12 protein-coding genes and 1 riboswitch are annotated in these 14,488 nt (G+C 58.0%); of the genes, 3 read left to right on the forward strand and 9 right to left on the reverse strand.

All coding sequences use genetic code 11. From position 1 onward, the window contains the following. Positions 1-73: 73 nt before the first annotated feature. Together HZS81_RS02495 and HZS81_RS02500 are read right to left on the reverse strand one after the other, a co-directional pair. A complete protein-coding gene (locus HZS81_RS02495) occupies positions 74-1,447 on the reverse strand; it encodes an SLC5/6 family protein (RefSeq protein ID WP_179928947.1) in 1,374 nt (457 codons plus the stop codon). Continuing rightward, positions 1,437-1,542, reverse strand: a riboswitch (TPP riboswitch). It overlaps the preceding gene by 11 nt. A gap of 77 nt (positions 1,543-1,619) precedes the next feature. Next, on the reverse strand, positions 1,620-2,207 hold the full coding sequence (locus HZS81_RS02500) for a peroxidase-related enzyme (RefSeq protein ID WP_179928948.1): 588 nt from the start codon (positions 2,205-2,207) through the stop codon (positions 1,620-1,622). Between the two features lie 218 nt (positions 2,208-2,425). Between HZS81_RS02500 and HZS81_RS02505 the strand changes: the two genes are divergently transcribed. Continuing rightward, positions 2,426-3,118, forward strand: coding sequence for a hypothetical protein (locus HZS81_RS02505; protein ID WP_179928949.1), 693 nt, complete (start codon positions 2,426-2,428; stop codon positions 3,116-3,118). 79 nt (positions 3,119-3,197) lie between these two features. Here the strand turns inward: HZS81_RS02505 and HZS81_RS02510 are convergent, their stop codons facing one another. From HZS81_RS02510 to HZS81_RS02525, 4 genes are all read right to left on the reverse strand, one after another. Then, positions 3,198-4,697 (reverse strand): CoA-acylating methylmalonate-semialdehyde dehydrogenase, encoded by a 1,500-nt coding sequence (locus HZS81_RS02510; RefSeq protein ID WP_179928950.1) that lies wholly within the window; start codon positions 4,695-4,697, stop codon positions 3,198-3,200. Between the two features lie 154 nt (positions 4,698-4,851). Beyond that, the gene (locus tag HZS81_RS02515; protein ID WP_179928951.1) at positions 4,852-6,117 is read right to left on the reverse strand and encodes a TRAP transporter large permease; all 1,266 of its coding nucleotides are present in this window, start codon (positions 6,115-6,117) and stop codon (positions 4,852-4,854) included. Further along, positions 6,114-6,677 carry a TRAP transporter small permease gene (locus tag HZS81_RS02520; protein WP_179928952.1) on the reverse strand — a complete coding sequence of 188 codons (564 nt, stop codon included), beginning with the start codon at positions 6,675-6,677 and terminating at the stop codon, positions 6,114-6,116. Before HZS81_RS02520 ends, HZS81_RS02515 begins: the two co-directional genes overlap by 4 nt. Beyond that, a complete protein-coding gene (locus HZS81_RS02525) occupies positions 6,677-7,663 on the reverse strand; it encodes a TRAP transporter substrate-binding protein (protein WP_179928953.1) in 987 nt (328 codons plus the stop codon). The genes HZS81_RS02520 and HZS81_RS02525 overlap by 1 nt, the downstream gene beginning before the upstream one ends. 182 nt (positions 7,664-7,845) lie before the next feature. Here HZS81_RS02525 and HZS81_RS02530 point away from each other — a divergent pair, with 182 nt between their 5' ends. Continuing rightward, a complete protein-coding gene (locus HZS81_RS02530) occupies positions 7,846-8,745 on the forward strand; it encodes a universal stress protein (protein WP_179928954.1) in 900 nt (299 codons plus the stop codon). 8 nt (positions 8,746-8,753) lie between these two features. On the opposite strand, the gene HZS81_RS02535 is transcribed toward HZS81_RS02530, so the two are convergent. After that, on the reverse strand, positions 8,754-9,467 hold the full coding sequence (locus HZS81_RS02535; RefSeq protein ID WP_179928955.1) for a DUF3581 family protein: 714 nt from the start codon (positions 9,465-9,467) through the stop codon (positions 8,754-8,756). 107 nt (positions 9,468-9,574) lie between these two features. Here HZS81_RS02535 and HZS81_RS02540 point away from each other — a divergent pair, with 107 nt between their 5' ends. Beyond that, on the forward strand, positions 9,575-12,190 hold the full coding sequence (locus HZS81_RS02540; protein WP_179928956.1) for a hypothetical protein: 2,616 nt from the start codon (positions 9,575-9,577) through the stop codon (positions 12,188-12,190). 77 nt (positions 12,191-12,267) lie between these two features. Here the strand turns inward: HZS81_RS02540 and HZS81_RS02545 are convergent, their stop codons facing one another. Then, positions 12,268-12,990 (reverse strand): trimeric intracellular cation channel family protein, encoded by a 723-nt coding sequence (locus HZS81_RS02545; RefSeq protein WP_179928957.1) that lies wholly within the window; start codon positions 12,988-12,990, stop codon positions 12,268-12,270. A 62-nt stretch (positions 12,991-13,052) separates the two neighbouring features. Further along, the gene (locus HZS81_RS02550) at positions 13,053-14,378 is read right to left on the reverse strand and encodes a DUF2252 domain-containing protein (protein ID WP_179928958.1); all 1,326 of its coding nucleotides are present in this window, start codon (positions 14,376-14,378) and stop codon (positions 13,053-13,055) included. Positions 14,379-14,488 lie beyond the last annotated feature (110 nt).

Raw genomic sequence — 14,488 nt, forward strand, 5'->3', positions numbered from 1 at the left:
ACGGAACACGGTTATGTTTTTTCCTAGCATAACGCGTTAGATGCCGCCTTGCTGCCGTCAGACAGGTTTTCTGTCAACGCGCCCGGTTCATTGTCGCCATCACCACACTCACCAGGGTAGAAGCCACCAACGCGCCCAAAAATGGTGGCAGCGTGGGAATGCTGTTGGGGAAGCTTGCCGCCATCAGCCCAGCGCTTAAGCTACCTTGCACTACCCAGCCAGGGAGAATGGCGCCGAGCATGCCGCCAACGCCGCCTGCCACCGCCGCACGCGGCGTCATCCGCTGCCATAAACCGAGCAGCACGGGGATCACAATCGCCGCACAGAGCAGGTCTGCGATCAAAAATAAACGCAGCACCGAGAGCCCCTGCAGGGCTACCACCACCACCGGCACCATCAGCGCGACCGTGCCCCAGCGCGCCGCCGCCAGCGACCAACGGCTTTGGCGGCTATTGCCCGCCGCCAGCGATGCGATACCGTTTTGCAGCGTATCGACACTGGAGGCCACCAGCGTTACCGCTAGCACCAGCGCCGGTAGCGCAAGCCAGCCCGGCGCCTCGCTTAATAGCGCAAAAAAGGGAATCGGCGGCTCGCCCAGGGCGACGCCGCTCATCGCCGCGAGCATCCCAAGGCTTCCAATCAGCATCACCACCAGCACTGTCGCGCCACCACCCAACCAGGCGCCGCGCCCCAGGCTTTGGTCATTCTCGGCGGCCCATACCCGCTGCCAGTAGCCTTGGTGAAACAGATTCGCCGCAGTAACCGCGATGACCAGGGTGAGCGCCACGCTCAGTGCATTCCCTATTGGCGCGCTAGGCAGCGCGGCGGTTTGTGGCAACTCAGGCAGCGACGTGAGCGCCACGCCGCCGACAATCATCAATAGCGCGATCAACAGCCACGCCTGCCAGCGGTCGGTGGCAAGGCTCGCCCGCAGGCCACCCACGGCGGTGTACGCCAGCGTGGTAAGCGCCACGCCCAAGATCACCAGCGCCGGCGGCACATCCGAGAGCAGCGATGTAATCGCGCCAATAGCCGTTAGCTCGGCAGCAAGAAAACACGCCATGTAGGCTACCGACACCAGGGACACCCAGCGCCGCACGCCACGTCCGTAACAGGCCTCGGCAAACTCGGCGATGCTGCGCCCCTGTGGCAGCGCCTGGCGGATTTTGGGGCCATAAAGGCCAAGCACGATAAACGGCAACGCCGAGCCGATGGCGTAGCCGGCAAGCGCTACCGGCCCGACAAAGGCGCCGATTTCCGGCGGCGCAAACAAAATCCACGCACCCATGCCCGAGGCCAAAAACGAAAGCCCCAGCGTTCCCGCCGATTGGGAATTGCGCGCGGTGACATAATCATCCAACAAGCCATCAGCACGGCGTGCGCGCAGGCCAAGGTAAGCAAAACAGAAAAGCGCCGCAGCCAGTGCCGCAGTGGTTAGGTAAGGCATGTCGCACTTCCTCCGCCGGTATGAACCGGATCAGGTTCCAGGGTCAGCACGGGTGTGTGCGTTCTCAGCCCAAGTGGGCTCCCCTGGCGACAGTGAATTAATTGTGAGACGGATTATCCGTGGTGAATATGGTTACGCAATTAGCGCGGACAGTAAAGCCATGGCCACCGTGTTATTTCTCCCGCGGCACGCGCCCCATCAGATAGAACTCCTGGTTAGGTGGCGTACCCGTGAGGGTCACAAGCCGGTTAGAAAGACCAAAAAACGCCGTAATGGCACCGATATCCCAGATATCTTCGCGGGTAAAACCGACATTGGTGAGCCGCTCTTCCCATGCATCGGTTAACTCGCCGACTTCCACGCCACAGTACATGGCAAAGTCGAGCATCACGCGGTGGCGTTCGTTAATGGGCGCGGTACGGTGGTTCACCGCCACCTGATCGGCAAGCTCTGGGGTTTTGCTATAGATACGCACCAGCGCACCATGGGCGACCACGCAGTAAAGACAGCGGTTGCGCGCGCTGGTCGCGACCACAATCATCTCTTTTTCTGCCTTGGTTAAGGTGTCCGACTCACGCTCCATCAATGCATCGTGATACGCGAAAAAAGCGCGAAACTCTGCCGGGCGGTGCGCCAACATTAAAAACACGTTGGGCACAAACCCGGCCTTTTCCTGCACGGCCAGTATGGTGTCGCGAATATCGTCGGGCAGCGCTTCCAGCGATTCTGGAACGCTAAACCGGCTAATGGATGACGTCATAAAAACTCCGTTTATTGTTGTGGAATTAACATAGTGCGTCTGAGGGTGCCGTTTACGTAAGAAAGCTAAAACAAACGCGCTATTCAGTTGCTTGGCTCTTTTAATCTGTCGTTAGGCTCTCCATACTGAAGTTAGTTTTGCATTGGTCATACATCGACTCTTATCCGCTATATATAAAGGCGCTACCCTGCGCCACCGTGAGTTTATAGGGAAGCCTCATGCGCTATACCGAAGCGAAGGAACATACCCCCGGGCGTCTTCACGAGCTATTTGTCGACCCCTACCACGCATTTGATAACGACAGTCATGAGCGCCAGCTGCATATCCGTGTGATGCTCTATCTGTTGGCCGTTCGCCCCATGCAGCACGATCTTCTCACGCTGCGCGTGATTCACGGCTGGGAGAACGGCGGCTGCGAACCCGCCGATCTTAAGTACATGGAATATCCGCTTCGCGACATAACCGATTTACATCGCGCGGCAGACGAATTTACCTCAGCAATGAAAAACAACGTGGCATTTCCCGAACAAAAGGGCTCGCTTCTGGCCAAGCCCCTAAGTGACGCGATGGCCGATGCCAAAGCCGACGGCCAACCGCTGGACGATGAAACCAGAGCCCGGCCAGCACGCTGGCCCTCCTTTGAGGGCGGTCTGGCGCTTTACACCCTGTTTAAAATGTATCATCGCCTCGTATACGGTGAAGATGACGCCTACCGCAGCAGCCAGTGCCGCACCTCTCAAGGCATACGCGAAATTCACGAGTTTCACCTAGAAGAAGGGGAATTCGCGTTTTTGGCTCCACCGGGGCGCCACTTCGCCACAGAAAGAACACGCCTAATACTGCACGAAAGTCAGCTAGAGCCTTTTAAGCGCTTACTCATCGCAAGTGCGCCACTGTTTGAGTCTGCCTAACACCTGCCACTGCATTATTGCATCACACGTCCAGCAAAGCCCCGCTTGTGCGGGGCTTTGCTGTTTCTCAAAAAGGCGATTAGCCCAATGAAATCGTGCTGTTGATGCCGCTAGAGACGTTTTCCGGCTCAAACCAGCGCGCGGTAACGGTTTTGGTTTGTGTCCAAAACGCAATGGCCTGCTTGCCGTTGGGGCCGAGATCGCCAAGTTTGGAGGCGCGCGAACCAGTAAAGCTGAAGTAAGCCACCGGCACCGGAATCGGCACGTTGATGCCAATCTGGCCCACATCGATATCGGTCTCGAAGCGGCGCGCCACCCAACCGGAATTAGTGAAGATTGAGGTGCCGTTGCCGTTGGGGTTGGCGTTGATGAACTCGATCGCCTCATCCAGCGTTTCCACGTTAACCACACACAGCACCGGGCCAAATATTTCTTCTCGGTAAATCGTCATATCGGCGTTGACGTCGGCAAAGAGCGTCGGCCCAACGAAGTTGCCCTCTGGGTAGCCGTCGACCGTACAACCGCGGCCATCCACCATTAACTTGGCGCCCTCTTTTTCCCCCGCGGTAATCAACCGCTCGACGCGCTCTTTGGCCTGCGGCGATACCAGCGGGCCCAAGTCGGCGTCGCGTTGGGTGCCAGGGCCAACTTTCATGCCACGTGCGCCCTCGACGATATCCTCCAGCCATTCACATGCATCGCCCACTAAGACGACAACGGAATTGGCCATACAGCGCTGTCCGGCGGCACCAAAAGCCGACCCTAGCAAGTTGTTGATGGCCTGACTGCGGTTGGCGTCCGGCATCACGACACAATGGTTTTTGGCCCCCATCATCGACTGCATGCGCTTACCCGCCGCAGCGGCACGGTTATAGAGTAGCGAGCCTACGTGGGTGGAGCCGATAAACGACAGCGCCTTGATGTCTTGATGATCAGCGATCTGGTTAGCCACATCCGGCCCGCCGTGGACCACGTTCAGCACGCCCGCAGGGACGCCCGCTTCGTGGGCCAACTCGACCAAACGCATGGTGGAACTCGGGTCTTGCTCGGAGGGCTTGAGCACGAAGGTATTACCGGTGGCAATAGCCAGCGGGAACATAAAACACGGCAGCATGATGGGGAAGTTGAACGCGGTGATACCCGCCCCAACGCCCAGCGGCTGATGCATGCTGTAAACGTCGACTTCATTGGCGGCGTTTTCCGCAAGCTCGCCAAGCTGCAGCGAAGTGATGGAACACGCGTGCTCGACCACTTCCAGCCCACGGCCCACTTCGCCTTCTGCGTCCGGCAGGGTCTTGCCGTGTTCTTCGGTAATCAGCGCGGCAAGCTCGGCGGTGTTATCGCGGATCAATGCTTGTAGCTTGAGCATAATGCGCATGCGCTTACCCAGCGGCACTTTGCGCCACTCTTTAAACGCCTCTTTGCCACTTGCCACCGCGCGTTCAACTTCTTCAGCGGTACAAAACGGTACCCGCGCCACGACTTCCTGCGTCGCTGGGTTGACTACATCATGCCAATCTTGGCTTTGCGAGATGACCGGTTTGCCATCGATATACATGGGGATTTCGCGAACGGACATGCAGTGTCTCCTATCGTCTTTATGTTTGTTGTGGGTAAAGGATGTAGCAGTAAGTTGACGTAAGCGTCAACGGGCATTACGCGAGTAAACAAGATTCTCAAGGTGGGGTCAATGCTCCTTCCGCCGTGCGCTGAATTTATGCTGCAAGGGGCAGCTAGCGGTCAATTAGCGCTTCCGTTAACCAGGGCTGCCAAGCCAGTAGCACCAGTATGATGAGCGTTGCCAGCAAAAACGGCAGCAGCGCACGAAAGATTTTCAGCGGTGGCGCGCCGGTCATCGACGAGGCCACGAAAAGCCCGGCGCCGACAGGCGGCGTCAACAGCCCCATCACAAGCGTCAAACACACCACCACACCAAACTGATACGCGCTGATATCAAACTGGTTTTGCGCAATCGGTAGCACTATCGGCACCACCAGAATAAGCGCAGCGATGCCATCGATCACCATGCCGACCAGCAACAAGACGCCGATCAACAGCAGTAAGAACATAAACGGATCGGTGGTCAGCGCGGCAATCCAGGCGGCGGCCATTTGCGGCAATTGCTCATACACCACCACCCAACCAAACACCCCGGCTGCGGCGATAAGCATAATCACCAGCCCCGCATTAACCGCCGTGCGACGCAGCACCTGGGGCAGCCGCCCCAGATCAAGGTCACGGTAAACAAAGCGGCCGATTAAAAGCGCGGCTAATGAAGCCAGCGCCGCCGACTCAGTGGGGGTGGCGATGCCCAACAAAATACCGCCAATGATAATTACCGGAATCGAGAGCGCCGGTAACCCCCAGGCAAAATCCGCAAGCGCCTGCTGTCGGCTGGGCCACTGCCCGCGCGGGTACTGCTGCAAAAGTCCCACGACGGCAATCACAATAAAAAAAGCCAAGCCAAGTAACAGACCCGGCAAAAGCCCGGCGATAAACATCTCGGCAATGGGCACCTGCGCAATCACGCCAAACAGCACAAACAACATCGACGGCGGAATAATCGGCGAGAGCAAGCCGCCCGCCGCAGTAATGGCCGCGCTATAGGGTTTGTCGTAGCCCTCGTGCTCCATGGCGGGCACCATCGCACGCGACATAATCGCAATTTGCGAGGCCGCCGAGCCGATTATCGCCGCCATCATCATATTGGCGATCAAGTTGATATACGCCAGCCCGCCGCGAAAACCGCCGACAAAAATCCGCGCCAACGCAATCAACCGCCGCGTCAGCCCGCCTTCATTCATCAACTCACCGGCGAGCATAAAAAGCGGGATCGCCAGTAAGCCGTAACTTTCAATCGCACTGAAGAGCTGCTGCGGGTAGGACGCAAACAACACTGTATTGCCGGAGGCATAGATGTACCACATGGCGGTCAGCGCCAGTACCAAGGCGATCGGCACAGCACCAAGTAGCAACAGCGCAAATACCATCACGGTCATAGCAGCGTCTCCGAAGCAGGCTCTTCGGTCGGGTTTCGCCACTGCCAAAGGGCTTGGATAAGATTCGCCGTACCGTGCAGGGTCAACGACAGCGCAAACCACGGCACAATAAGCCAAAACCAGAATTTTTTGACGCCCAACGTGGAGGTGTTTTCGGCGTAGATAAAGTTAAATGTCTCGCCTTGAAACGCCTGGGTATCAAAGCCTAACCGGGCGAGCGTCAACGGCTGATACCACTGCCAGCAGAGCCATACCATCAGAAGCGCAAACACAAGTACCACACTATCCACAAAGAGGGTGACGAGCTTACGCCCGGTTTGTGGCAGCGCCTCGGGCAGCAGCGTCACCGCGATACCTTGGCGGCGCTTTAACACCGCGCTTGCGATCAAAAACGTCATCCAAATCATAGCGTAGATTGAAAGCTCGCTGATCCAATAAAGTGGGCTACCCAAGGCACGGAAGGCGATATTGGTAAGAATCAAGCACGTCACCACCGCCGCCAATAAGGCGGCGGTAACCTCTTCAACGCGGGCAAGCCCGGTGGATAAACGCTGTAGCATCACTGATCCCGCAGACGCTCGGCCTCTTCACGCAGCGTGTCTAACATCGGAGCCTTGGGCGCCCAGATCGCCTCCCACTCAGCAATCGCCTCGCTAAAGAACCCGGCATCCGCTTCGACGATATTGATATTCAGCGCACGGATTTCTTCTTCCTGCGCGGCATCTTTCGCTTCAAAGCCGGCGAGCACGTTTTCCAGATGCTCGGACATCGTCGTGTCGATCAGCTCGCGATCCTCAGCGGAAAGTTCACGCCACACCCGCCCGGATACCACGCCCACCATCGGGAACATCATGTGGTTGGAGATCAGTAGGTTATCCGCCTGCTCGTAGAATTTCAGAATCAAAATCGAGTCAAAATCCATATCGATGGCGTCAACCTGGCCGTTTGCCAGAGCATCGTAGACTTCCAACAGTGGCATCGGCGCTGGCGCGGCCCCGGTGGCGGTGTAAAAGTCACGAATCGGCTCGAAGGGCGTAATGCGCAAACGCAAGCCCTGCATATCCTCAGCGGAGGTAATCGGGTCGCGGCTCAAGACCTGGCGCATCCCCACCATGCCGTAGCCAACCCCCACCAACCCCGCGCCTTGGGGCATTAAGTCCAACAGCTCGCCTGCTGCGTCAGAGCGCAAAAGGCTTGCCGCGTGGTTGACGTTATCGACCAGATACGGGGCATAGAGCGCGCCGAAATCGGGAATCCGATTGGAAATCTCGGCAATGGTTAAAAACGCCATATCCAACGCGCCGGTTTGCAGCTGCTGCACCATCTGCGCTTCGTTGCCTAACTGCTGCGCTGGGAAAACCGACACGCTGTGCTCGCCGCCCGAGCGTTCGTGCAAAGTCTCGGCGAACGCTTCAGCTTCGGTTGACCACAAATGCTGCGGCGGCGTAATCAAACCCAGGCGAAAATCACGCGCTTGCGCCGACAGTGAAGAGAGCGCTAAGGCAGTGGCCGCCACGGCCAGCGTTAACGTTTTGCGTTGGTTCATGGTGATCCCTTATTTAGCGAGAAAGCGCTAACGGCGCTTTTTTATAGGCGTTTGATAGGGTAAAAGGCAAAGCCCATTGTGTTGCTACCTTTGAGAATACCCCAGTGGCAACGTTGATGGCACCCGCTTAAACTAACGACGTAGAGGCCGGACCGGCTGAACAGATACGCAAGGAGCCTTGCATGAGTGAGCAAATTTCATGGGTAATCGTGCCCATCGACGGGTCCAAGGAGGCTAACGCCGCAACGCGCCACGCCGCGCTACTGGCGAGCCTCCACCACGCCACCTTACAACTCGTTAACGTATTGCCCTTACACCCCGCTGAACTGAGTGATTTACCCGCCAACCGTGAGGGTGAGGTGGACTTTGACCGCGAGCAGCAAGACGCCAAAGCCGATGTCGCTTTTGACGAGGCCCGTCGCGCACTCAAAGACCTATCCTTTGCCTCGGAACTGACAGTGGAAGAGGTACGCCTGCGCGACACAAGCTTTGTGCGTCAGCCCGAGCGCGCCATTGTCGAACATGCACGCCAGCATAAAAAATCCCAGCTAGTGATGGGTGCTCGACATTTAGGCGAAATTGGCAAGTGGGTAAAAGGCAGTGTCAGCAACGCCGTGATTCACCGCGCTAAAGGCCCCGTAACCGTATTGCATGCCGACGCTGAGATTACCGAAACGGCCTATATCGGGCGAATTCTTCTCCCCACTGACGGTTCCGCAGAGAGCGACCTCGCCGCGCGCCTGGCAGGCGATTTAGCCCGCAGCGGCAATATCCCGGTCGAGATTATCTACTGTCAGCCCCCCGGCGAGGTGCCACCGCTGGATAACGGCGAGCCTGAAGCTGAACGGGTATTAACCAACACCCGCGAAGCACTGGGGGACGTGCCAACGGGCATTCAAGACACCGTCTTGCACGCCGAACACTACGGTGAAGCCATCGCCGAGCAAGCACAAAAATGCGACGACAGCCCGGTGATAGTGATGGGACGACGCGGCCTAGGCCACTGGCGGGAGTCGCTGATGGGCAGCGTAAGCCAAAAAGTGATTGAGCTCGCTCCCTGCCCGGTCACCGTGGTGGTGTAGCCTTACGTCTAGGCGTTAGAGGTTTCGTAGGCGGCTTTCAGGCGGTAGAACTCAGCGACAATCGCCTCCATCGCCTCGGCGTCATAGTCGCAAAGGCCGCTGACCACGAGTTTCTTCGAGCCCCATCCCACCGCTTCACCGTTCGATTGAATGGAAAATTCCAGCAACGCATCGGCGCGCTTGCCCAATACCTCAAGCGAGGAGCGCGTCAGCGCCAACCCGGGTGACAAACCGTCGAGCCGCTCCAAAGTGAACCCCATGCTGTCGTAGATAACGAGCGGGCGCTTGGGGTTGAACATCACCCCTTTATCTTCCATTAGCGGTTTTAAATAGTGCGGGAAGTTTTTGCCTGAAAACGCCACGTAGCAGCGCACAAACGCATCAACGGCGGCTTCTTCGTGGGTAGTGGCGCCCCCGCGAGTCGCTTGTAAATAGCACTTACCGCCTTCGTCGCTGACGTGAATCGAGCCGTCATCCGCCTCATGAAAGCGTAGGGGCGTGTCCGCGCCCACCATGCTCAAAAAGCGAAATTCCATCGATTGCGATAGCCCAAAGCGTTCGAGCACGAGCGCAAAAAGCAGGTCGCCGGGCACGCAAAAGCGGCGTGCATCCGGATTATGGATGGGGTTGTAGTCACCGGCAACGCCCTTGGCGAAGCGGCTGGCCTGCTCAGCGGAGATCACCACGTACTCTCCGCGCTGCGCGTAAAAATCCTTGAACATGGCGTTTGCTGCCTGCCTAGCGTTAAAGTTAGTCGTCCATCATAAACAACGCCGCGCATCATGCCATAAAACCGCGTTTAACAGGAGCCGTCTTTTAGACCGCGCGTATGCCGACCACAACGACAGACAAAAAAGCCGCCCCACCCTCTGCCAAAAACCGCTTTCCGCGATGGCTAGCGATAACACTGGTGCTTATCCTCGGTCTGGTGGCGCTGTGGTTTGCGGGCAGCTACTGGCTGCTCAACAGTCAATGGTTACCTAAACGCATTTCGCAAATAGAGGGCGTGGAGGTGCGCTGGGACCAAGGCAGTAGCCACCACCCCGGCCGTTGGGAGGTCAAAGGGCTGAGCCTGAGCCGCGATGACGGCACGCTGGCGCTTTCCGTCGACGCCGAACGCGCCACGCTCGAACTCTCGCTACTGGCGCTGCTACGCGGTGAGATGCATATTGACGCCTTAGAAGCGAACGGCATCCGAAAACTGCGTCTAGGTGACATTAGCCTACAGGGCGACGGTCGCCTCAGCTTCAGCCAAACCACCCTCAGCCGCGACACCCTGACCATTCCCCATGCTGAGCTGGACTTAACCCAGGGGCGCGTGCTGCGTGAAAGCGATGGTGCCGTTTTGGCACGGGATATTCACCTAAACGCCAGCGCCACGCTGGACCCAGTGATGCCGACGACCGCCGACGGCACCTTAAACCCTGACTTGGCGGCCGCGCTCTCCGCCGATACCGAGCTAAGCGCCCACGCCGATGCTTGGGACGTTTTTATGCCCTACATCGAGGCGCTGCCTTGGCTTGCCGTCAGCGGTCGTGGCAAGCTTAAGGGCACAATCACCCTAACGCATGGTCAGCTCGACGCTGGCAGCCAACTCATCTTGAACACGCCTGCGCTGACGCTAAACGTCGACGAGGCAGCCCTAAGCACTTCCTCTGATGCCACCGAGACGACGGCCTGGGTTTCCCCCGAACGCCGCCCTGCGGTTCACACCGCCCGTGGCGACGGCACCATCACGCTGCGCGTATCCGACGATACGCCGGATACGCTCTCCTTAAGCGCGAGGCTCAACGGCGTCACAGTACATCAAAGCTTGGCTGAGACACCGTATGCCACCGATACCCAACTGCGACTCACCACCTCGCTGGACAACCGCCGTCTTGACCGCTTGCAGGCGCCCGAGCAAGTCACACTGCACTGGCAAGACGCCACATTGCCCGATATGACGGTACTGCAGCCCTATGTGGCCCCGTTCTTACCTGAGCCAACACCGCTGCGGTTGGTGAGCGGGCAAGCCGAGAGCCACGGCCAGTTAACGCTGACCCCGACGTCGTTAAGCGGTGACGTATCGCTTGCGGGGAACCGCTGGGTTACCGACTGGCACGCGGGCGAGCACGTCCACCGCTTAACCAGCGACATGCTGCTTGATCTTGCCATTCGCGACGCGGCACTCGATGCTAGCCATCTTGATTTGAGCGGTAGCCAACTGCGTTGGCAGGTAGCGGACGCCAATCGAGAGAGAAGTCTAACGAGCACCCTGACGCTGCACGAAGGACGCTTTCAGCTCGAGGATGGCGAGCCGCGTGGGCAATTTTCACTATCGGGTCGCGTCGAGCGCCTAGGCTTTCTCAACGCCTTTTTACCCGCCGCCCATGGGCTTGCGATAAGCGGTGAAGGGCAGCTTTTTGCTCAGGGTGGCTTTCACGGCCGCCAACTCACCGTGCCGACACGCCTCCGGGTGGACGCCAACCCGCTCAGCGTCGATTTTTTAGACTACCAAGCCAGCGGGCGCGGGGAGCTCACCGCTCAGCTGGATAGCCCCGAGCAAGCGCAGCTGACGCTTGGGATTCCACGCTTTTCGCTTAAACGCCAAGACGAGGACCGCCCCCATGTAGAAGGGCGTCATCTCGCCCTTACCACCCATACGGATACCTTTAGCGCCGTCATGGATGACCCGCAACCGGAACATTTCACGACCCGTATTAGCTTGCCAATTATCGACGTGCCTGACATTACCCGTTACAACACCTACTTCCCTGAAGGCGTTGGTATTGCACTTTTAGATGGCAACGCCAGCCTCGAAAGCGAGCTAACGCTGCGCGGGTTACACGGCCAAGGCGACGTCACCTTGCGAGCCTTCGGTGCGGAGCTTTCGCTAATGAAGCAGCGGCTGCGGGGGGATATGCATATGCACTTAACCTTAAGCGAAGGCAATATCGACGCCATGCGCTTTACCGCCGACGACTCCTTCCTGCGTTTGGAGAACGTATCCCGCTTAAGCGCGGAAGGCCACCAGGATGCTGGCTGGTGGGCCCAGCTCAATATGAGCGACGCGGCACTGATGTGGGACACGCCTATCGACCTTAGCGCTCACTTAGCGCTTCAACTGCGCGATAGCGGCCTGCTAGCACGGCTATTTCTTGCCCGCGCCAGAGAAAACGACTGGCTGGGGCGAATGCTCAACGTGCTCGATATGACCGGCGACGCGCAGCTACGCTTAAACGGCGACCAACTCACGCTGAGCGATCTAACGCTTAGCGGCGGCCCGCTTTTGGTGCTAGCCGACCTGACGCTAGCGGATCAACGCGCCAGCGGGGCGCTTTATGCCCGCTTAGGGCGTTTGGGGCTGGGCGTTGCGTTAGACGACAACGAACCCACGCTGCAAGTGATCCAACCACGGCGCTGGTTCGACCGTTGGCGGCAACAGCAATCACTATTGCGATAGCTCTTGAAACAGTTCTTGAAACAGTTCTTGGAATAGCTCTTGAGACCGTTCCTGAGTGAGACAGCACTTACAAAAAATCAGCGTTTTTTACGCTCGCGCCGAATCATGCGTACCCGCTCCTTGGCTTTCCACGCGTCGGAAAGCGAAGAGTCTTCGTCGCTGCCCGCCTTGGGTTTGGGCGGCAGGGTTACCCAGGCAAACACCGGCAGCGAAAGGTGCCAGTAAATTGCCGCCAGCCGCAGTACCAGGGTGGTCAACAGCGCGGCCGTGATCGTCAGCATCAACGGCGCTTCCAGGCTATGCAGTACGACGTAAACGATCCCACCAGCGATGGCCGCCGTGGCGTAAACCTCCTCGCGCAGCACCATGGGCACGCGCTGAGCCAGCACGTCACGGATCATGCCGCCGGCCACCCCGGTCATCATGCCCATCAACACCGCGACTACGCCCTCGTGGCCGAGAAACAGCGCCTTATGTGTGCCAATCACCATAAAAAGCGCCAGCCCAAAGGCATCCGCCACGGGCAGAAAACCGCGTGAGAGACGATGAATATAGTGAAACCCTACCAACGAGACGCCCACCGTGGCCAAAATCACCCACAAGTAGGTTGGGTCAGTGACCCAAAACACCGGGTGCACGCCCAGCACCAAATCGCGCAGTGTGCCGCCGCCAATGCCGGTCACTGCCGCTAACACCAGCATTCCAAATGGATCCATCCGCTTGCGGCAGGCCAGAATCACGCCGGATAGCGCAAAAACGATCACCCCGACCATATCCAGCCAATACACGACCTCTGGCAAGCGTTTCTCCTTTCGTTTCTAATGCTTTGTGTATTTGAGCTCTTTACGTATTGGGCGGCTTTTTACGGGGCTGATGTCGCCAAGAAGTGATCGACAAAGACCTGATGGTCCTGCTCGACACAATCGGCGTAAGCCTGTGCCAGTGTGGTGACCACCTGGATAAACGCATCCTCGCGACCTTCCAGCCGGGCGCAAACGGCCTTAGCGAAATGGGCATGCTCATCACCTTGATTAAGCGCTTGGGCGCCACGCAGGTGCTCGCGGGCGAGGATTTCGCCCCACTGGCGCGCTAGCTTGCGGTAAGATTTAGCGCCCGATAATTTATGCGTCGGCAGGTCTTTTTTGAACGGCGAACGCTCGCGCACCGAGAACACCTTATCGTTGAAGGTGAGCCAGCCCAGGTAGCGGTCCGGGTGCTCGGCAATCGCATGAAACGCCGCCGCGTGGCGAATCCCCTCGTTAGGAAAGCTACGCCGCCAAGCGCGTTTTTCAGCGGGGGTCATTAGCCGGTATGCCTCTGGGGTCACCTGCTCTTTCACATCCAGAATCACATCGTCATGCTCGTGATCACGCCCACCCTCAATCAGCACATAATAACGCTCCACGCCAAGCGAGCCGGTACCGGCACCAAGACGGCGGGCGGTATCCTTCACGCGAAAATGGTCGGGGTCGGCCTCTTTGACTGGGTGCGATAGCGTCTGCTGGTATTCGTTCTCAATCAAACGCTTGAGCTGGCTGGCGACATCAGCGGGCAAGTTAGCGAGTTTTCCAGGCCGCCGGGTAAAAAGCCGCCCCTGTGTTTCGTCCACTTCGGTCCACTTCGCCAACATTTTGGCCCGGCTTTGCTTTTTCGCCACCTTTTCCAGAAAGGGTTTAAGCGGCCCCATGGCAGTTTCCATGGACACTGCATAAAGCGGGATGCCTTCGTGGTGGTGCTGGATCGTATCGATATAGCCCAGTAGCAGCTTTTTTATCACTTTTTGCGTGTCTTTATCAGAGAGCTCCAGGTTCTCACGGGCATCTAGCTCAACGCTGATTGCCAGCCGCCACACATCGTACTGGTAATCCCCCACCAGGGCGTCATCGAAGTCATCCATGCCGTAGCGGATAAGGTCATCATGATGCCCGTAAGCGCCGAAGTTATACGCGTGAGCATCGCCTTGAAGCCACGTTTGCGTTTCCGGCCAACCACCAAACAGGGCAAAACGCCAGTCACGCCAGATATCGTCCCAGTAAAGGTGGTTGGTACCACGAAAAAAGGCATAGGGCGAAAGGGCCATTTTGGCAAACTTGGCCTGCCGGTCAGCGCTAGGCAGCTCGGCATTGGCGGTTTGTATCGCATCAATCACTTGGGCGGGGCGGTTATGCCCGGTTAGCGCCTGGCTCATGGAGTCGCCTCTTGATAATAAAGAACGGTATGGAGTCTTTAGCGTAGGCGACAACCTGCCGCCAACGTAAACCCCAGCACGGTATTTTGCTAGCATACGCGGAATAACAC

Origin of the sequence: Vreelandella salicampi, from assembly GCF_013415105.1 — a bacterium.
GTDB classification, from domain to species: Bacteria; Pseudomonadota; Gammaproteobacteria; order Pseudomonadales; family Halomonadaceae; genus Vreelandella; species Vreelandella salicampi.

Coding starts and splice junctions, on each gene's coding strand:
- HZS81_RS02550 (WP_179928958.1), bottom strand. CDS start 14,378: ATGAGCCAGGCGCTAACCGGGCATAACCGCCCCGCCCAAGTGATTGAT.
- HZS81_RS02510 (WP_179928950.1), bottom strand. CDS start 4,697: ATGTCCGTTCGCGAAATCCCCATGTATATCGATGGCAAACCGGTCATC.
- HZS81_RS02520 (WP_179928952.1), bottom strand. CDS start 6,677: ATGCTACAGCGTTTATCCACCGGGCTTGCCCGCGTTGAAGAGGTTACC.
- HZS81_RS02500 (WP_179928948.1), bottom strand. CDS start 2,207: ATGACGTCATCCATTAGCCGGTTTAGCGTTCCAGAATCGCTGGAAGCG.
- HZS81_RS02495 (WP_179928947.1), bottom strand. CDS start 1,447: ATGCCTTACCTAACCACTGCGGCACTGGCTGCGGCGCTTTTCTGTTTT.
- HZS81_RS02540 (WP_179928956.1), top strand. CDS start 9,575: ATGCCGACCACAACGACAGACAAAAAAGCCGCCCCACCCTCTGCCAAA.
- HZS81_RS02535 (WP_179928955.1), bottom strand. CDS start 9,467: ATGTTCAAGGATTTTTACGCGCAGCGCGGAGAGTACGTGGTGATCTCC.
- HZS81_RS02505 (WP_179928949.1), top strand. CDS start 2,426: ATGCGCTATACCGAAGCGAAGGAACATACCCCCGGGCGTCTTCACGAG.
- HZS81_RS02525 (WP_179928953.1), bottom strand. CDS start 7,663: ATGAACCAACGCAAAACGTTAACGCTGGCCGTGGCGGCCACTGCCTTA.
- HZS81_RS02530 (WP_179928954.1), top strand. CDS start 7,846: ATGAGTGAGCAAATTTCATGGGTAATCGTGCCCATCGACGGGTCCAAG.
- HZS81_RS02515 (WP_179928951.1), bottom strand. CDS start 6,117: ATGACCGTGATGGTATTTGCGCTGTTGCTACTTGGTGCTGTGCCGATC.